General features: G+C 37.9%; 14 protein-coding genes. 10 read left to right on the top strand and 4 right to left on the bottom strand.

Annotation, left to right across the window (positions count from 1 at the left end; all coding sequences use genetic code 11):
* Positions 1–189 precede the first annotated feature (189 nt).
* Both B6C84_RS08695 and B6C84_RS08690 read left to right on the top strand, forming a co-directional pair.
* Complete coding sequence (locus tag B6C84_RS08695) at positions 190–1,530, top strand: tyrosine-type recombinase/integrase (protein ID WP_086354219.1); 1,341 nt, start codon at positions 190–192, stop codon at positions 1,528–1,530.
* Between the two features lie 936 nt (positions 1,531–2,466).
* A complete protein-coding gene (locus B6C84_RS08690) occupies positions 2,467–2,796 on the top strand; it encodes a hypothetical protein (protein ID WP_086354220.1) in 330 nt (109 codons plus the stop codon).
* 33 nt (positions 2,797–2,829) lie between these two features.
* On the opposite strand, the gene B6C84_RS08685 is transcribed toward B6C84_RS08690, so the two are convergent.
* From B6C84_RS08685 to B6C84_RS11505, 3 genes are all read right to left on the bottom strand, one after another.
* The gene (locus B6C84_RS08685; RefSeq protein ID WP_086354221.1) at positions 2,830–4,848 is read right to left on the bottom strand and encodes an ATP-binding protein; all 2,019 of its coding nucleotides are present in this window, start codon (positions 4,846–4,848) and stop codon (positions 2,830–2,832) included.
* A gap of 138 nt (positions 4,849–4,986) precedes the next feature.
* Positions 4,987–5,889, bottom strand: a complete 903-nt coding sequence (locus tag B6C84_RS08680) for an integrase domain-containing protein (protein ID WP_086354234.1) — start codon at positions 5,887–5,889, stop codon at positions 4,987–4,989.
* 66 nt (positions 5,890–5,955) lie between these two features.
* The gene (locus B6C84_RS11505) at positions 5,956–6,219 is read right to left on the bottom strand and encodes a hypothetical protein (protein ID WP_133052307.1); all 264 of its coding nucleotides are present in this window, start codon (positions 6,217–6,219) and stop codon (positions 5,956–5,958) included.
* Positions 6,220–7,482: 1,263 nt separating this feature from the next.
* Here B6C84_RS11505 and tssI point away from each other — a divergent pair.
* From tssI to B6C84_RS08640, 8 genes are all read left to right on the top strand, one after another.
* Positions 7,483–10,152: a type VI secretion system tip protein TssI/VgrG gene (gene tssI, locus B6C84_RS08675; protein ID WP_086354222.1), complete on the top strand. Its 2,670-nt coding sequence runs from the start codon at positions 7,483–7,485 to the stop codon at positions 10,150–10,152.
* Positions 10,149–10,880 carry a DUF4123 domain-containing protein gene (locus B6C84_RS08670; RefSeq protein ID WP_086354223.1) on the top strand — a complete coding sequence of 244 codons (732 nt, stop codon included), beginning with the start codon at positions 10,149–10,151 and terminating at the stop codon, positions 10,878–10,880. The genes tssI and B6C84_RS08670 overlap by 4 nt, the downstream gene beginning before the upstream one ends.
* A gap of 476 nt (positions 10,881–11,356) precedes the next feature.
* The gene (locus B6C84_RS08665) at positions 11,357–15,859 is read left to right on the top strand and encodes an RHS repeat-associated core domain-containing protein (RefSeq protein ID WP_165755156.1); all 4,503 of its coding nucleotides are present in this window, start codon (positions 11,357–11,359) and stop codon (positions 15,857–15,859) included.
* A gap of 2 nt (positions 15,860–15,861) precedes the next feature.
* Entirely contained in the window at positions 15,862–16,470 is a 609-nt protein-coding gene (locus B6C84_RS08660; protein WP_086354225.1) for a DUF4303 domain-containing protein, read from the top strand.
* Between the two features lie 341 nt (positions 16,471–16,811).
* Positions 16,812–17,390, top strand: a complete 579-nt coding sequence (locus B6C84_RS08655) for a DUF4303 domain-containing protein (RefSeq protein ID WP_086354226.1) — start codon at positions 16,812–16,814, stop codon at positions 17,388–17,390.
* A 125-nt stretch (positions 17,391–17,515) separates the two neighbouring features.
* Positions 17,516–18,103 (top strand): DUF4303 domain-containing protein, encoded by a 588-nt coding sequence (locus tag B6C84_RS08650; RefSeq protein WP_086354227.1) that lies wholly within the window; start codon positions 17,516–17,518, stop codon positions 18,101–18,103.
* A gap of 84 nt (positions 18,104–18,187) precedes the next feature.
* Entirely contained in the window at positions 18,188–18,781 is a 594-nt protein-coding gene (locus B6C84_RS08645; protein ID WP_086354228.1) for a hypothetical protein, read from the top strand.
* Positions 18,782–19,138: 357 nt separating this feature from the next.
* The gene (locus B6C84_RS08640; protein WP_086354229.1) at positions 19,139–19,330 is read left to right on the top strand and encodes a hypothetical protein; all 192 of its coding nucleotides are present in this window, start codon (positions 19,139–19,141) and stop codon (positions 19,328–19,330) included.
* Positions 19,331–19,774: 444 nt separating this feature from the next.
* Here B6C84_RS08640 and B6C84_RS11585 read toward each other — a convergent pair.
* Positions 19,775–20,758 (bottom strand): hypothetical protein (locus B6C84_RS11585; protein WP_165755854.1); only part of this gene is annotated, 984 nt, incomplete at its 5' end.

The following is a 20,758-nucleotide window of genomic DNA, read 5'->3' as shown; positions in this document are numbered from 1 at the left end:
TCAGTCAGTAAACCTTGTTTTGTACTCCATTAAAGAGTACTAAGGTGTACTATAATCCACTCGTAAGTGGTACATCCAACGGTACATTGAAATAAACAAGCGGTACATTGGATTTTTGACTGACTTTTAGTTCTATCTCCTAATAATTGGAATCTCCTTTTTTCTATTTTGTTGTTGAGGAGATTGTCTATGGCTTTGTCTGATGCCTTAGTAAAACACTGTAAACCTAAATCGAAAGCTTATACCTTGAAGGATATTGAGGGCTTGGCGTTGTTTGTGTCGCCTTCAGGTGGTAAGTCGTGGCATTTTCGGTTTACCTTAGGTGGTAAACGGCAGCGTATTTCATTGGGGGTGTATCCTGAGGTTGGGCTTGCAGAGGCTAGACTGCGCTGTGAGTCTAATCGTTCATTGGTGAAGCAAGGGATTTCACCGGTTTCTGTGACTGCTGATATTTCTGTTGTTCCTACTACTTGTGGTATGTCTGATGTATCTAACTCACAACAAGAAGGTCATGCTTCGGATGATAAGGCGGTATCCTCTGTTGTTTCGTCTTCGGTAGAGTCATTTGCTGACTTTAGTGTGCGTTGGAAGTTGTTTAAGTTTCGTAAGCTCGGATTAGATAAAAAGGATAAACGACAAAGTACGGCAGTACAGATTGAGCGGTATTTGCGTAAGGATATGTTGCCTGTGTTGGGGGCATTACCGATGGATAGGATTGGTAAGGCGGATGTGCTTAAGGTGTTACGGGGTATTGAGGCACGAGGAGCCTTGTCGATTGCGGAGAAGTGCCGTGGTTGGTTGTTTGAGTTGTTTCAGCATGCGCAGGCTGAGGGGTTGATTGGGTGTAATCCAGCAGCGGAGATGGCGGTATTGGCGTTACCTAAAAATCCAACGCAGCATAATCCGTTTTTACGGCAAGAGGAGTTGCCAGCTTTTTTGGTAAAATTAGCTGGGTATCAGGGGGCGATTCAGACGAGGCTGGGTATTTTACTGTTGTTGTTAACGGGCGTGCGTACCGGGGAGTTACGACAAGCCTCCCCTGCTCAGTTTGATTTGGAGAAAGGGCTTTGGTGCATTCCCGCAGAGCAGGTCAAGCAGTTGCAACGTTCAGTGAGGCATAATGGTAGTATTCCGCCTTATGTGGTGCCGTTGTCTAGACAGGCGATTGGGGTTGTTAAAGAATTACTTTCGCTGATGTATCCTTGGCAGCCTTTTTTGCTCTGTCATCGTTCTTACCCTAAATTACCTATCAGTGAGAATACGTTGAATTATGGCTTAAAACGCTTAGGCTATGATGGGCGTTTAACGGGACATGGGATTCGGGCGACGTTGTCTACCGCATTGAATGAGTTGGATTATCCTAAGCAGTGGATTGAGGCGCAGTTGTCGCATTCGGATAAGGATCAGATTCGAGCCTCTTATAATCATGCGCAGTATGTGGAGCAACGTAGAGTCATGATGCAGGATTGGGCAGATCGGCTGGATGAATGGCAACGGCAAGGATTTTGTCAGCAGGCCAAGGCGAGTTAGTGTGGTGATGTGGTGATGCGGCATGGTATTTTATTACACTTAACAAGTATCTTTCAATGCGGTTGCTTTAAGTCAATTTGAGCCACGACAATTCAATTCACTAAAACCGAAGGGACTAAAATCAATCCCCTCCTTCCGTTGATTGTGTGATGAAGAGTGAAGCAATCCATTGCTCAATCGAAATACTGTATTTTAGTTACCGAATTAGTTATTTTCGATTATTTTAACCGCATAATTAATTATTTTAACTGCATAGTTAATTATTTTAACAGTTTTTATATGATTATTTGCTTAAAACTTAATCGCTACTGTTGGTTTATTGAGGGCTAAATAGTTTTTTTGTTAGCCACTTCGTCATTTATTTTATTTGACCTCAAATAATTTTTTTGACAGACATTACAATCAAATTATTAGCCCCCTAATAATTTGTCTGTTGGTGTAAAAGCATTAAATATTCTGTTTATTATTTCTTTTTTATCTCAACTTTAACTGACTTTTAGCTTTATGATTGGTTGTTTTTGATGCTTTTAAATGCTTTTTTAAGCACAACTCATAGGATTCTATAAGTCCGTGTTACTTCTTATTCAGTTGCCTTGCTCTCCCTCATTTATTTTATTCGCCCTCGAATAATTTTTTTGATAGAAAGTACAATCAAATTATTAGACCTCTAATAATTTATCTGTGACTCTTGGATTACCCTACAAACCAATTATTTATCTTTTTTATCTTTCAGATTTTATCTACTTTTTACCCTATAGTTATTGATTATCGAAGACGTTCGATACTTTTTCTAATATTCACATGAATTGTTTAGCTTCCTTCGGATTTGTGAGTAATTAAAATATGCAACGTTGATTTTGGTTTTTTGCTTTTTTGCAGTGGTTATTTAGCGTGTACTAGGTGGGTCGTTTTTGTTTTTTATCCATGAGGTGTCGTATGCTAAAACCCAGTAGTGAAGTTATTGAGTACGTACGTAGGCATTTAGAAAATAATAAAATAAATACCACGGAACGTACGTACGGATTATCTGAACAAATAAGTTATCCACAATTATTTAGATTGTTAGCAAAGGATCAGCAACAGGATGCGTTGGTGCAGTTGTCAGCACTGCCTTTATCAACTCAGCAGTTGTTGCTCGATGAGTGGCAAGCGCGGTGTTTGTCACAAGACATTCGTAATCCTGCAGGGTATTTGTTTGGGATGATTCGCAAGGCTCAGTTAGGGACGTTTAGGGCGTCTAAGTTTGGTCAACAACAAAAAGAGTAAGTCTAAATATAGTCATTTTTGTGATTCATACAACTAATTACAAAAGCCTAGTTTGTGAAAAAAAGCCTGATTGCGCTCTTTTGCTGATTTAACTAATTGATCAAAACTAATAACTTCTATATATGCGTGAGAAGGTTCGTTATAACCAAAGAACCCCATGCCATCGGAGGTGATACGAAGATTAGCCCGTCTGCAACGGCGTTGCATTGATTCAGTTAAATCGCATAATACATAACAATAGCCAGGCATATCTTTCCCCCCCGGAATTGGTCTTCCACTAGGAGTAGTTACTTTACCATCTCTAATTTTTTCAAGATAACTCAATGCTTGGTCAATTGGATCTTTATCTTCGCCTTCTCTCATATCATTCCGCATAGGCCGTTTAATTTCGATGATGGTGATCGAAGATAATGGAAAATCAGACTGATTATTAACTAACAATGGATTATCAAAAATTTTTAATGCTGCTATATCAGGCTCTTTTGTAGAGTTATTCGATGTAATTGGCATGGCATTTATTGTCTTATCTGATGCTAAATAACTATGAAAGGCTAAGCGTTCATCGATAAGCCAAAGATTACAAGAATCTAAGAATACTTCCCGGCTATCTTTTTGCATTGGCATAATTAAGCTATGAATCATATCTTCTCGTACATATTTTCCATCAGGAGTGCGTTCAATAGACTTTTGAAGAAGGTCGATAATAACCTTTCTGTGAGATACATAATTAGCCAAATCAGATTTTTTGAGATCCTCTGCTTTTTTTAAGTATTCATTCAGACGATCTTTGTATTCCTCTATATGTTCATTGCTCTGGGGCTGCATAATGTTATGTCCGTCACAAAGCAGTTGGCGTTCGACTTCGTACCACTGAGAGTGAAGATGTAGTTCCAACTCTTTATCAGACTTTTCTGGATCAACAATCAATAGATCTTCAGAAACATAATTTATTATGGGTCTGTAGCGGGGAGCATGAGTGGAAATAAATCTATCTACTCGCTCTTTTCCTGCTAAGATATTGTTTGTTAATACATCCTTCAAATACTCTTGTGCTCTTTCTAATACAGCTTCACGAATAGTTTTAAAGCTGATTTCATTAAGAATATCATTAACATTTTCTGCAATATTAAAAGACGTTCTTTCACTTCTTACATGTTCTGTTAAATAATCTGATGCTACATAACATGTATAAGTGAATTCACCAGACTCATCTGAAATTTTCCCATAAAGACCTGGCAATTTACCTTGAATAGATTCTTCTTTTACTAGTCGATTTGCAGCACACAACGCCAATTGATGTTTTTTATTTATGGATGCCCGAAATTTTATATGAGTAAGTTCAAAAACTTGCTCTTGAATTGTAATAGTTTCATGGAAAGTACTAGTATGCATATGTTGATCGTATAAAATATCTAGATCAATTTTTTCTCCTGAATCATCTACAACCAATATAGTTGGAGCATCTTCTGAGCGTACAAAATACCAAAGAATATGTTCTAATAACTGAGCGGCAATAGTTAAACCTTTTGCTGCCACATTGTCTCGGTAATCAGCATCGAACCCTTTAAGTTCAACTATTGTACCGGTTTCCTCTTGGTCGCTATTACTTATTACATCACTATGAACCCCTTTTTTGCTATCAAAGTAAAAAACTCTTTGTTTTCGTTCTCTACCCTCATCAATAAACTGACTATTAATTACTACCTGACTAAATACTTTTAACCAAATCAGACGACCTATACCTCGACATCCTTTATCTATCTTGTGATCAGAATCCAATGTTTTAAAAGATTGAAAGTTTTTTTCATTAAAACCACAACCATTATCTATAATCGTAAAACCAGTAATAGCTGGTAATGCTTTTGCATCAAAATCTAAGTGTTCTTGACTTACGCGATTAATCTTTAAAGTAATCTTTCCTGAAGAAAGATTACCTTTCTCTTCTATCGAATGAATAGAGTTTACAACCGCCTCAAAGACAGGCATAAGCCCATGACTTTTGGGCAAGGATGTATTGCGTAGACGACCTTGTAAATTAGTCTGTAAACTCATTTTGATCTCTTCTTTAACGGTTATAAAAAAACTATTTTAATTAATTTCGTCTAATGGCACTAATCTGTCCCTAACTTTTATTATATTCCATGGATTTAAGTTAGCAAGTCAAATATAAGGCTTTACAACATCTACTCACTAAGTTTTACTATAAACTTGCTTAATATACCTCCCTCGCCCATCCCCATGCCCTAAATCCATCGAGGTTTTAGCCAACGCCTCTTGTTCGCTGTAACCTTGTGTTAGGTACTGGTCGACTTGCTCTTGGGTAAAGGCATAACGCAGGCTATGCGGCGAAATTTTGCCTGTTAAACCTAAACGATAGGTGCTATTACGCCAATAATTCATAGCTTGTTTTAAGCTGGGCTTATCAATCAATTTGCCGTTTTGTTGTTGCATAATGGCAAGCGCATTATTAATAACTTGTAAGGTTTGTTGTGGGTTGATGATATGTACATCTCTCGGTCTACCTCCTTTGGTACCAAACACAACATGAAGCGTTGTTTTGTCTTGTTGTAGGGCCTTTTGCCATGTTTTCATCGATTGACAGCTTTGCACCGCCTCTTCACCGCGTAGTCCTAAGGTGACAGCAATATCTAAGGTGGCAGCCAGTGCGGGGCTTTTTTGTAATGCTTGTTGATAGATAGCTTGATATTGTTCTTGGCTAATCGCCACTTTAGTGCCTTTACGACTGGCACCGCTGATCCCTAACGCTGAGTTGCTGATTCTCGGATGGTCAGCCAATTTATATCTGCCCGCTGCTCTTAATGTTTGTCGAATGGCGGACATTTCATTGTGTAGGGTGCGTTGACTGATCCCTTGGCTTAATCGGGTTTTAATATAGTTCTCTATATAGCTGACCTTGATGTGGCTCATATCGCTGATTTGGATGTTGTTGTCTTTTAAATACTGGCCAAACCGTTTTATCATCTTTTGCCGATTATCCACTGTTTTATGAGCACCGCCGGCTTGCCTTGCGTTGTTTGTCAGTTGCTGTTGTAAGGACTTCGGTTTTGCCTTGGTCTGACGGCTATGCTTCATGTTGGTTTTATTAAATTTAGTTTGTGAATTGATTAATTTCATCGGTATTATCTCATTCTTATCTGGTTAGTTGTTACTGTTTTTACTTTGACTGCTGTGATGACGCATAAAAAAATACTCCCTAAAAAAATGACTCTTACCACTAAAATAAAACCCCTCTCTGGCGCGTGCTACAAAATGACAAAGTCTCGCTTTGCCGTTGACGATACCTATGCACCAGAGCGAAATGGTGTTGAGGTGTTGGGGTTCGGTGATGTACTCAGTACAGCCGCCTGTTATCAATACAGGAATTCCCACTGGCGGTGACCAGCCGTCGGTATCGGTCAACATAACTCCTAAAAAATAATGGTCAACTATGCCTACTGCTTTATAAAACAGTGGTTAGTTAACTGGGGTTTAAAAATACGGAGGGTAATTAATCCATTGGAATAATTTCAATGATTAAACACGCCTTAAGATTGAGATTTTTTAGCTTAAAAAGCCTAAAAAAGGGTGTGTCATTTACTCACAAAGAGTGACATCCCTTGTCAGCAAAGACTTAGCTTGAGGTATTTACGTAGCGTCACTTTCTCATTATTCATGGTAAAGTGACGCTACGACCGTTTTTGGCTTCCAAAAATTCACCGTTAAGCGATAATTTTGTGTGGTAAATGGATTATCCATTGCGCTTGATTAATTACGATGGATGTATTTGAGAGTGAGCAGCTTAGTTGCTGTTTAAGTGTTATAGCGTGATGACATAAAACGACGTTTAGGGTTAAACATTTTTGATTGAACCATGCCGCTTAAGCAATTGAAATATATACCGTGTATGCGTTAAGCAATCGAGGTTAAAAGTTAGCTAAATTAAAAAATCTTAACTAATAGAATGCGTAACTCAACCAACGAATTGGTAAGTGAGTGCAATGGCATTGATTAAAAGAGCATAAAAAAACATTCCGTTTAACCAAACCTATGTAAAATAATACATCCGTGCCCATTAAGGCTAATTTACTATTCATGTAACCTTCACTGCAATATGGGTAACTACAGTAATCCCCCACCGGAGCGGAAACTAATGTGGGTGGTTTCAACCTGTAGGTTCAAAGACCTACCGCCGACTTAAAGGTTGTGTCAGCCTGGGTCGTTTACTCATTTCGTTAACAACGAAACACAGCCTCAAAGAGTAGAGCTGTCTGGGTATGTTGCTAACTACGTTAGCGAAACATACCTTGATTATGGCGTGTCGCTTTAGCAAAATCAACCTTTATTTTAGCTTCATGCGCCTGTTTGCAATGGATTAGGATACGTCTATACACGTCATTGGATGGCTATATACCTTAATGGAATCATTTAAATTTTTTTTCATTGTTTGTAATGTTTATACTGATAATTGTTCATGGGTTAAATCAAATAACATCGTCGATTTTATAGTCGACTATATTCGAATAACTGTTTTACGACCTCACTTTTTTTACGCTGTCTTTAATTAAAAACATCAATAAAATCAATTTATAGTTAATTTATTAGACTATAGTCTAATTGACTGCTTTTTGGTTATTTTTTATAAGTCAATTTATCTTTAGTCGTATTTTTGTTACAAGGAGTAAGCCGATGTTTGAGTCCGCCAATAGCACACACTATTCATTGGACGTTGAGGGCGTGGATAGTTCGAAGTTACAGGTGTTGTCATTTGACGGAATTGAAGGACTCGATGCGGAATATGCCTTTGAAATTACCCTTGTCCATGAACGAGTGCGTTTTGATATCACGCAGTTACTCTCTAAACCCGCTTTTTTATCGTTTACTTCTGACAAGCAGGAAGGGATTCATGGTGTTATCCACGAAGTACAACGTGGCGCAATAGGTGAGCATTATGCGCAGTTTAAGGTTATTTTAGCCCCACGCTTTAGTCATTTGTATAAGCGAATGAATCAACGCCGTTGGGTCGATAAAACGTCACTGGAAATTATTACCGATGTCCTTGCTGACCATGCGATGGTGCGTGATGAGCAAAATGGCTTTGCATTTAAGTTAAAAGATGAATCACTCTATCAACCCCGTGAGTTTTGTGTGCAGTATGATGAAACTGATTCGGATTTTATTCATCGGTTGTGTGAAGAGGATGGCTGGGCGATGTCTTATCGTTTTAGTCAAAATAGCCATCAATTGGTGTTTTCTGATGCACAGCCGTTTTTCCCTTCTTTAGATAAAGCGCTTGAGTATAAAAGTGACACGGGATTTGTGGCGGATTATCCCGTATTAAAGCGTTTTGATGTGTTGTTACAGGCCGCGACAAAGACTGCGAGTTTTCGTAATTATAATTTTACTAACATGAAAATTCCTGAAGGCAGTGCCGAGGGGATGTTAAGCGAAAAAGCCAACAACGCCCAAGAACCCCTACTCGAATCCTACAATTACCCCAATCCCCATTCTAATATTGCCCAAGCAAAACACTATGCTGAAAATGAGATTCAGCGCTTACGAGCCCGACAAGTCTTAGCCGAAGGTGATTCTGATATTCCCCGCTTACATGCGGGTTGTTTTTTTGAGGTGGACGGTTTTCCTGCACTCGAATCGATGGACAGTAAAGGACCTTGGTTATTAAATCAAGTGCGACACCAAGGCAGACAACCACAGGTACTTGAAGCCTTTGGTGGTTCAAGTTCAGCAGACTCATCTCAGCCCGCGCGTACGCAACAAAAAATAGAAAAATATTTTCGTCATCCGATTGCCGAAGAGCTGGGGTTTCCGTTTGATGCCTTTACCCAAGGGTATCGTAATTGTTTTATTGCTACCCCTCGGAAGGTGGTTTATCAACCTACACGGTTACATCCTAAACCGCAAGTGTTAGGCAGTCAGACGGCGATTGTTGTAGGCCCTGCCGGTGAGGAAATATTTTGTGATGAATATGGTCGGGTGAAGCTTCAGTTTATGTGGGATAGAGAGGGAAATTTCGACGAACACAGCTCGAATTGGGTCAGGGTTGCCTCTAATTGGGCTCATGACGGTTATGGTGCGGTGGTGATTCCACGGGTGGGCATGGAAGTTAAGGTGGATTTTTTAGAGGGCGATCCTGAAGCGCCATTGGTGACGGGGGCGTTGCATAACGGGGTTAATAAAGTGCCTTATGATCTACCGGCTAATAAAACGCGCAGTGTGTTTAAAACCAGTAGTAGTAAAGGTGGTGTGGGTTCTAACGAACTGCGAATCGAGGATAAGGCTGGACAAGAGCAAATCTTTGTGCAATCACAGCGTAATTTTGATGCTTTGACCAAGAATAATCACACGGTACAGGTCAATAATAACTCGCACTTGCAAGTGAATAACGAGCACTCAGAAACTATCAAAGCCAACCGATATACCCACAACAAAAGTGAAGAGCACCATCTGACAGACCAAAATCGCATGACACAAATCATGATGAATGACTATAAAACGGTGGGCATCTCAGAGCATGAAACTATTGGCACGGTCAAAACCACAGAAGCGGGGATGGAGATTCATTTAAAAAGTGGTTTGCAGACCATTGTGGATGGAGGCCTTTCGCTGACTTTACGTGCTGGGGGGCAACACATCGTGTTAAACCCTGCCGGGATTTGGATGACCATGCCGGTATGGACAGGAGGCATACCAATGGAAGGAACACCGGCGGTATCGATGCCGCCACTCAGTAAAGCGGGTTCTGTAGCCGCTACTTCTGCGCCTGTACCACGGCCATTAACGGCGGTACAAACCCAAACCATGGCCAGTGATGCGCCATTTTGTTTGGAGTGTATGTTGAATGCCATGGGCATTTGTGCCACTGATTTTAGTAATAAAGCCACACCGGATGCGGTATTGGATACCAACAGCCTGAACAGTAGTTTAGGTACACCGAGCTTTGCCGGTGGCTTAACCGACGGTTTAAGCAGTAGTATGACTGGAGTAATGGGTGGTATGAGTAATTTAACCGGTAGCATGGGTAATCTTACTAACATGGCTGATATGAGTAATATGGCGAATATGACCGATACGTTACAAGGCTTGACCAAAGACCCAACTCAAGCAATCCAGCAGCAAGCCACAAAGGCTGCTACCGATGCAGCAATACAAGCGGTTAACAGTAACGAAACCTTAAAAACAGCCACTGAAACCGTACAACAAGGGGCTGACTTAGCCAACAAAGCCAAACAAACTCCAGAAACGCTCACTCAAGCCACCACGGCGGCTACCAGCTTAAAAACACCAGATATCAGCTCAACGACAACGGGGTTTAATCCGAATGGTGGGAATAACGTATGATTACCACCCAACAATGGCTTGAAACCATTCCTGATAATTTAACCATTTATACATTATTGGGCAGTATCAGTTCAGCTAAACCCGTTACAGCCTATTTTAAAAAAACCAACCAAGTGAATTTAACCGCCCTATGGCAAGAAACGCCTTATGCCAATTGGTTTGAAGCAATGCCTTATATTGCGCCCATTCCGCGTGATAGCAAGTTCTTTGAATGGGTGGATCAAACTAAACCCAAGGATTGGGGTTGGCTTGCGGCGTCATCCTATGAGCCTGAAACTATTCGCCAACACTTTAAAAGCCTCACCAAGGTATTGATGCCTGATGGCATGGATGTGTTTTTTAGATACTGGGATGGTAAATACCTCTACCCTATTCTCGATTACCTCAACCAAAAACAACAAGCCGCTCAGTTAATTCCTGTGTTTAGTCATTATTTGATTAATCAACAGGCGTTAGAAGTAGCACTATCGCCTAACCTGCCTGAACCTAAAGCTTATCCTTGGTGGCGAGTAGAAAAAGAATTACTTAACAAGCTTACTGAACAAAACCCGACCAGTTTAATTAATAATCTCATGCAATGGCTAAAGGAAGAGAACTCAGCCCTGTTTTACCAATACCCTGAACCCAATGTGCGAAGCAAAGTGACTTACTTTGTTGAAAACCATGAGTACAGCGCTGATACCGTAGCCAATCAGTTATTAGATTACTTGACTCAAGAAGAGATTTAACCATGATTATTGCTTACATGCTTGATAGAATGATAAAAGAACGCGATATTCCAGATATTTATGAATATTTAAATGATTATATCACTGGTATTGCAAAACATGACTCAGATAATGTTGGGTTTACTAGCTTCAATACACATATGGCGATTTCCGCCTATCGGGCTATAACAAGAGAAGTAGAAAAAGACGTTGCAACCTGTCCTAACTCCGGTCAAATTATTATAGAGCATACCTTCCCTTCAGGGAAAATACCTATCACTAAAGTTCCCTATGCAGCCGATAGAAATGACTGGAAGGGTTATTTTACCGCTGAAAAAACAGGTTTTACCGATGAAAATGGGCATGCTGTTATTGACGAATGCACACCTGGCGTTGAATATCTGATTAAATTTTATCCTGATTACGACGGAACGAGTGAAGCTGCAATTAATGACGAATATCTGGATATCATAGCTCAAGCCGCTGCCTTATTAAAAATGCAATGGGATTCAAAGCATCATCCCAATTGGATTGATTTTAAAACTCGCTATCAATCTAGCAGTGAACAAGAAAAGTTTTATGAATTTCTTAAACAAAATGGAGAAGCCTTTTGGAAAACCTTAGTGGGGCTCTGGGATATGATTTCGTCCATTGCTTCATTTGTTGTGAATCACTGGGATGATATCGCCGCATTTACTACTTTTGGCATGGGGGGCTCGCTGTATTTACGCAGTAAATACAAAGATTCCATAGAAAAATTCACGAATGAACTTATTGCTAATTTAAAAAAGCTTGAGCGCTCAAAAATTGAGCGGATTTTCTTTTTACTTATTGATAAATCGCTGCTTTACGTTGTGTATTCAGCGGTGATTAATTGGATTTGCTTACTTCCCCCTGATTTATTATGCGCTTTCATCTCTAGAGGGATGGCTGAATTAGTTGTTAATATTGTCATCGGTGTAGTTTTAACGGGGGGAGCTGGGCTTGCCGCTAAAATTTCGATACAAGCTGCCTTAGTAGCTAGAGATGCCGTGGTAGTAAAAGGCATCGTCTCTGAACTTTCCGCTATTGAAAAAGTCACAACCTATGTCAGTTCATTTTCGGGGGAGCTTGGCAATATCATTGCCAAGAGCATGAATCGCTACGTTGATATTATAAAACCCAACATTTTAAAACCGTCAAATAGCGGTAATGCGAGAGCTATTGCCACTACGGAAGGCACGACAACAGGAACAAATACAGCAGATGATGCAGGCAAGCTTATCAACCAGATTGAAAGCTCTAATAAAACTGAAATTAGAGCAGAAAGAGCCGACACCACCCCAACGAGTGAGGTCGATAAACCGACTACGACTCCGAAAGATGAATCATCACCTAATTCAAAAACCTGTCCTGCTGATGGTTGCCCCGTTTCCATGGTCACTGGAGAAGAGCTTTTATCACTTGATGATGGCGAACTTAGAGGCCTACTCCCCTTCGTTTGGAAACGGCTTTACCGCACCAGTGCCGCAGAAATTGATGTCGGCTTAGGTTATGGCTGGAGTCATGCTTTATCACACCAACTCATTATTGAGCACGACAAAGTACGCTGGATCAATGATGAAAACCTAACCACTGAGCTACCTCTGCCCACTAAAGATATTCCTGTCGGGATTAATAATCTAGCTGAAGCCGCTATTTATTTAGGGCGTGATGAATCGGAAATTATTCTTGCCCAAGCCCACGGACAAGGTTTTTATCACTTTAAACGCACAAAATCTGGTGCACAGCTTGAATACATTAGTGATAAACACGATAACCGCATTGTCATCACCCGCAATTTGCTAGGTCGTATTCACCGTATCCACAATACCGCAGGACGAGGTTTATTAATTCGTTATGAAGATAATCATATTGTTGGTATAGATTATCAACGTGAAATCGCTGCGGATAACCTTGAAGACTCATGGCAAACCATACAACCGCTGGTTAACTATCGTTATAACAAGCAATTCCAACTCATTCAAGCCATAAATGCGGTTGGTGAGTCGGAACATTATAGCTATGACGAATTAAACGTTATTCAAGAACGTAAAATGGCCGGTGGAGCGACCTTCTACTGGCAATGGGAAGGTCAAGGTAAAGAAGTACGCTGTTTACGCCACTGGGCTAACTTTGAGCAAATGGAATCCCGTTATGATTGGGATGATAATGGCAAGGTTACCATCACCCGTAAAGACGGTAGCCAACAAGTCTATGAACACGATAAAGACGCAAAACTGATCAAAGAAATCGCACCGGATGGCGGTGAAGTCACCAAAGATTACGACCCACAAGGCCGCATTATTGCGGAAAAAAATCCACTGGGAGCGAAAACACTTTACCAATATGACTATCAAGGTAATTTAAGGCTAGTTATCTCTCCCTCTGGCGAACTTACCCAATATGGTTATGACCTTGGACGTGTGGACTCTATCTCGAAAGGTGATGCTACGTGGCGATGTGCTTACAATGAACAAGGTGAAATCGCTTGGCAAACCGAACCTGATGGACAAATTACCTATTATGAATACACCACCACGGGTAAAATCAAACAAATCAAGTACCCTGATGGCAGTATTCATGAACTCACATGGAATCGCCTAGGACAACTGATTGAAGAAAAGCTCCCTGAAGGTGGCACTGTACGTTACCGATATGACACGCTAGGCCGTCAAATCACTCGCCAAGATGAGTTTGGCAAAGTTACTCAAATGGAGTACGATGCCATTGATCGACTCATTAAAATAACTCGCGCCGATGGTAAAAGTAATGCCTTTGAGTACAATGGCTACAACAAAGTCACCAAGGTGACTGATGAGCAAGGCCGCATCACTCGTTATGACTATGTACCTAACCTACACGTTATCAGTCGCAAGATTAATCCTGATGGTTCAGAGGTTAACTACCAATACAATAATGCACAACTTAACTTAACCGATATTATCAATGAAACAGGGCAACGCTATCATATAGACTACTACCCTAATGGGCTAGTTAGCCAAGAAACCTCTTTTGAAGGATTAACAACGAGCTATCAATATGATCTTGGTGGGCATCTACTCTCTAAAACAGAATATGATAAACAAGGTAATGCCTACACCACCACCTATCAACGTACCAATACGGGTGAACTGCTACAAAAAACCTTGCCCGATGGTAAACAAATCAACTACCGCTACAATCCAGCAGGCAAACTGTTAAGCGTAGAGGATGGTAACTGGCCAATCAACTATGAGTATGACCTTGCAGGTCGATTAACCACCGAACACCAAGGTTGGGCAACACTACGCTATCAATACAGCCCACTCGGTATTTTAAGCCAATGCAAACTGCCTGATGGCAATATTATTGACTACAAACACACCAAAGGTGGCCAACTTAGCCAAGTGAATTTAAATGGTCAAAAACTGACTGAACACTTCTACAACTTAGGCCAAGAAGTGGAGCGCCAACAAGGTGCGTTAACCAGTATCTATGATTACGATGACGAGGGTCGTCTCAAATCACACTTTATCAGTAATCAACATAAAACTCTTTACAAACGCCACTATCAATACAGTCCTGCGGGCAATTTGGAGCAAATTGAAGATAGCCGTAAAGGTAAACGTGAATATTTTTATGACCCGCTGGATCGCCTCACTAAAGTCCGTGGCGATATCACTGAAGACCTGATTCATGATCCTGCTGGTAACTTACTCAGTCAAGAACATAACGTTCATCACGTCAATATGCAAGGCAATCGCTTGCTTATGCAAGGCGATAAACATTTTAGTTATGATGATTTTGGTTGCTTAATTGAAGAGCGCCGAGGGCAAAATCAACAGCTCGTTACCCACTACCAATACGACAGCCAACACCAGCTACAAACTGCTACTCTACCCGATGGAACAGTAGCTGAATACCAATACGATGCCTTTGGTCGTCGTATTCGTAAAACAGTGACTGACAAAGCTGGTACAAAAACTAAAACCGAATACATTTGGCAAGGCAGTAAAATTGTTGCAGAAAGCAGTAAACAACATTACCAAAGTTACCTTTACGAACCCGGTACGTTTAAACCACTTGCTTTACTCAAAGGCAAAGGCAAAGAAGCCCAAGTTTACTACTACCAACTTGACCACCTAGGTACACCACAGGAGCTCACCAATACTCATGGTAGTATCTGCTGGTCTGCTCGCTATAAAGCCTACGGTAATTTAGCCGTATTGGATATTGCAGAAGTAAATAATCCGTTACGTTTCCAAGGCCAATATTACGACCAAGAAACGGGGCTTCACTACAACCGCTATCGGTATTATAATCCAACCGTTGGTCGCTATATGACCCCTGACCCTATCAAGTTGGCGGGAGGTTTAAATAACTATCAATACACCAAAAATCCAGTGGGTTATGTTGATCCGTTAGGATTGAGTGATCTTTGTCCTTTAAAACGACCGATTGATGATGCAGATATTCCAACAGGCATTACTAGAACTTCTTTTGAAGAAAAGATAAAATATTTTAGAGATAATGTTACCTCATCAAATTATGAAACATGGAAAAAGCAGTTAGCCAAAGACTTGAAGGCAGAAGGGCTTAGTGAAGCGCAGGCAAATGAAAGTATAAGAGAAATTTTTTATCGTGGCTCTCTTGAGAAAAATGAAAATATTTTTGGAGGAGGTAAAGACTGGGGCAAATACTGGTCTGAGGTTTCAGGGACAACACATCCTGGAGATCCAATGCATGCACATCACTTGGTGGAAAAAGTAGGCGGTGGGGTTGCAGGCGCAGAAAATAGGACAATATTACAAGAGGTAGGTATTAATCCTAACTTACAAAGAGAAAACTTTACATGGGCTCCGAATAAAGTAAAAGGGCAACATGGACAAATACCTCAAGCAGAATTAAATAGAAGGTTACAGCCTGTTCGTGGAAATAAAGAAGGCATAGAGCAAGTACTTAAAGAATGGGCTATAGAGTGTCAAAATAGAGGAAAATAGATATGTTACTTAATAGCGTAGAAAAAGAGCTTGAAGAATTATTATATCAAGCATTAGTCAAAGACATAGATCATATTAAGCAAAATTTTACACAAGATAATATTATTGCATATGCAGTTTATTGTGATAGTGGTTTTAGAAGTTTTGGTACGGCTGCATGTACTGAAAAACAATTAATAACTCAATCCAAAGAGTTAGTTGAAAAAGAAATTCAGTTAAATGAAGAGTCTGCACAATTATATGTTGCTACATTTGCAGCTGAATGGGATTATTATAATGATAATAAACTTAATTTATTTTTTAAAGTCAATGAACTTAATCAAAAAATAGTAGATGCTGACAATGAGGGGAAAATAATAGGTGTATATAAGGTAGGAGACTTCAACTACAATCTTTTTTTCCAATTTTATGTAAGTATTATTATAAAAGTTCTACAAAAATTAAAAGCATCTGGCCTCTTCAGTACTGTTCCTTTTTCTAAAGATACTTTATTAGGTTTACAGTTTGGTAGTCCAGATGAAGATGAAAGAGAATGGATACTTCAAATCTCTGAGAAATTAAATAGTAATGCTCTACATGATAAAATGATTGAATCATATGAAATTAACTGATTAAACTTGATATCAGTTCTTTAAGGAAGCTCTTTGTTTAAGAGCTTTCTTATAAATACTTATTGAAATAATACTATAAAACCTTCGTTGTACAAGACATCTAAACTCTGATTCCTCTTTTAAAAGCAATAGTCAATCAAAAAAATTAGAAGATATTGATACAAATTTATTACTTAATGGAGAAAATTTTACGGCGGCTCTCAATAAAATAACAGGACAACATGGTGAACTCCCTCAAGCTGAATTGAATAGACGTTTAGCGCCTGTTAAAGGTAATCGAGGTGCTATTGAGGCGGTTTTAAAAGAATAGGCTATTGAATGTCAAAATATAGGAAAATAATATGCTATTAAGAGAGTTAAAAAATCACCTAATTGATTTGTTATATGATGCTTGTGTACAAGATATTAATTATATTAAAACTGAATTATCTCAAGACATTTTTTTTGCTTATACGATTTATTGTGATAGTGGTTTTGTTAGTTTTGGAAGTGCTGCCTGTACTAGGAAAAGTATAGAAAATATATTTTTTGAGGATAAACAAGCATATTTAAGAGCTGAAACTTTTTCATCAGAATGGAATTATGTTAAAAATACATGGCAATTATTTAGTAGTGTTAATGAGAAAGTTGATCAGATATTTAATGCCTTTTATGCTAATGAAATTGTTGACTTACCTGAAATTCCTGGTTCTTTGGATTTTAAGAGGTTATATGATTTTTTTATTTCTATAGTTGAAGATCTTATTAAAAAAATTAAAGACTCAAAAATATTATTCAATATTAATTTTGAAAATGATGTTTTACTAGGGCTCCAATTTGGAGATCCAGATGAGACAGAGGTAAATTTTATTTTAGATATTTCTGAGAAAGTAAACTCGCCAGCATGGCATAAAAAAATGTTAAAAGCTTATAACCCTTAATACAGCAATATTTTTTAGAAGCCTCTATATTTTAGAGGCTTTTTTCTATACTCAATAAAGTGATATACAAACAACTATATATTCAAAAAAATGGGCTGTAGAATGTCAAAAAATAGGTAGTTAATATGATATTATTGAAAAATATTAAACTCGAACTTGCAGAAGATCTATACTTTGCATGTAAACAAGATATTGACTTAATAATAAAGGATTTGAAAAGTGAGAGTGTTTTTTCTTATGCTATATTAGGTAATAGCGGTTTTGACTCACTCAGTAGTTGTGCATGTACAAGGAAGAGACTAGAAAGTTATACTCATGAACTATTTGAGCAGGGATTAACACAAAAGAAAGCTTGTTTAATAGCTGAATCTTCTTCTGATCTCTGGGATTATCTTAATAAGAATAGTCAATTTTTTAGAAGTGTAGATAAATTAATCGAAAAAGTACAAGATGCTTTTTACGATGGTGAGATTGAAGATATAACTGATGATACAACTGATCTTGATGACTTTTTCTTTGATATCTCTGTTCAAGTGTTATCAAAGTTAAAAGATGATAATATTTTTAAGACTAAACCCTTCGAAATAGATATGTTTTTAGGAATTCAGTTTTCAGACCCAACAGATGGTGCTAAAAAATATATATTGAACTCTGTTGAAAAACTTAGTTCTGAAAATTGGTATCAAAAAATGCTAGAAGCCTATAGTTCTTAATTCAATAGCGTTCTTAAAAAACCTCTATTTTTAGAGGTTTTTTATCCATAAGGCACTGAAAAAGCAATAAGTGTGGAGGTGTGGATGATTTTAAGTGAACATAGAAATGAATTTGAAAGTTTATTAATACAAGCTTATAGCGAAGATATATCTATTGTAAAAGAAAAACTATGTAAAGAAACTATTCTTTCATATTGCATATTTTGTGATAGTGCATTTAGTAATTTTGGAGCTGCTGTTTGCACAGAAAGCTGGCTAAAATCTCAATCAATAAAAATACAAGAAATAAATGCATGCAGTATACAGCAAGCAATTTTATATGTGGAAATGCATGCAGCTGAATGGGGATATTATAGCCCTAGTAGTAAGAGCTTTTCTGCTATAAATGACTTCACACAAAAAATACGAAATGCTGATTATGATGGAGACTTAATAGGAATTTATAAAGAAGGAGATTTTGATGGTACAAATTATGATGATTATAGTAAATTTTATATTGACTGTATCATCAATATATTTGAGCAATTAATTAAATCTCGCTATTTTATTGGTTCACCATTTGGGTCTGATATATTATTAGGTTTGCAGTATCCAGACCCCACAAAGTTACAACAAAGTTTTATGATTAAAGTTTCAGAAAAAGTAAATTCACCATCATGGCATAAGAAAATGCTATAGGCCTATAGCGCTTGATACAGCAATATTTTTTAGAAGCCTCTTATTTACGAGGTTTTATTTTATCTTTAGTAATAGACTTATAAATTATCCCTAACTCACCGATCAATAATACTCAATTGATCTAAACAAACGATTATAAAATAGCTCATTAATTTGTTATAACTAGGGTGCAGTTATTAACCATTGAACAGAACATTTGAATTGTTCTTAACGAAACCCCGCTGTGGTGGAACACAACGAGGCTTCTAACCACAACATTACGGGAGGTAATGCCATGGCTATTTATAAGCATACAGGATCTTTATTTTTTCGCAAATATCATTTCTGGGTAACCACGACAGATAAGGTGGTGCAACCATGAAAGATCTTGCCAGTTACATCACACAAGAACCCGATGAGCTCATCATGCAATGTATTGCTATGACGCGAGCAGCACTCAATACTGATGATGCAGGCTTTCGTGAAACACTCCTTTACGCTGTGTTTGACAAACAAATCATCCTCGCAGAAGTGTTAGGAGCCCTAAATGATAACGATCTTATCAATTAATTGAGATAATTGAAATTAACCTTGATGCTTGGCTATCAAGCGTCAGGATTATAAGTCTTTTCCTTTTAAAGTATTGATCCTTTTCCAGATAGTCGCCATTTCGCTAGAAATGGCTTCTCTTAATTTTAATACCCCTTCCCTTTTTTATGGCCCTTACGCCTTTTTCTTTTGTACCTTTTAGGTAATTTGTATTGATTAACTGCTGTATCACTATTAAAATAGGTATCTAGCAAGAAGTGGTACATTAACAGGTACATTCTTACTAATTGGTATTTTTTAACTCTTGAGATTTCAAAGAGTTAGCACTAAAAACCAGAGAACGTTTCCCGCTCCAATTTAAGTGATTAATTTATTGATTTTAAAGTATTTTTAAAAAGTAAGTTCAATTTTATACCCCTATTTATGCCCCTATTTTATTTGGGTAGAGTTAGTTGCTTCATCTTTTTAGTAATCACTGCTACATTTTGTAGTATCAATATTTCCCATGTCATATTTACATGATATAGACTCTATTAATTTAATATGCTTTGTATCCTCAATAGCGTAATGCTTCCAAAAACTAACTCTTCGATTAAGTTCGTCTGCTAGTATTTGCACTGTCCATATATTTTTTAACTGTTCATCTATATAGTAATACTGAGTGATTGCAGCTGTTTCTGACACTTTTTCACTATATATTTTTAAAGTATCAATAAGCTCATTATTATTCTCTATAAGTAAAGTTATTTCTAACACATTTTCTTGTATACTATCTTTCCTAAGAAAATATTTAGATTCTTTGTCTTTTTGTAAATAAACTTGTTGTTGATTTACAAATTGCTCTTCAATTAGTCCACCATAATAAATTTCTAATTTAACCACTTCACATTGATTATCCTTTTCATTGTCATATGATGGAAAATTACAGTTTTTGTTAGTTTCAGTTATAAAATTTTTATTACTAATAATAGGATCACCTAATAAGCTAAACTCACTCTTTTCATTTAAATCTACAACATTTTGTTTATATTTATAATTCTTTTCTTGTAAAAAAAATAGTAAATATCCTTCTTTAGTAACTGCTACTAAATAATTGTTAGTTTCAATAAGCTCTGTAAATGGAGCAGGACAATCTTTATCGGGGTATAAAGACATTAAAACATTCATATCACTATCTAAAGAAATACCTTCTTTTAAAAAAAGCTGTTTATATAATTCTGCCGTTTTCACTGACATCCAATATTCAACTGGTTTTCTTTGATATTTAACATACTGAACCGAACAAAGGTTGTTAACTGTTAATTGCTTATTGTGTATACTAACTTTAGTATCTTTATATTGTTCTATAAGATTGTCTCTATAATTATCATTATTGCTTAATACATTTCTTTCAGAAACCTTATAAAAATCCCATACCTCTGTATTATCTGAGCTAGTAATACTTTCAGC

It is taken from the genome of Gilliamella apis, from assembly GCF_002142155.1.
In the GTDB taxonomy this organism is placed as follows: domain Bacteria; phylum Pseudomonadota; class Gammaproteobacteria; order Enterobacterales; family Orbaceae; genus Gilliamella; species Gilliamella apis.
The sequence above is the reverse complement of the archived record's forward strand: the minus strand, read 5'-3'. Positions and strand labels throughout refer to the sequence as shown.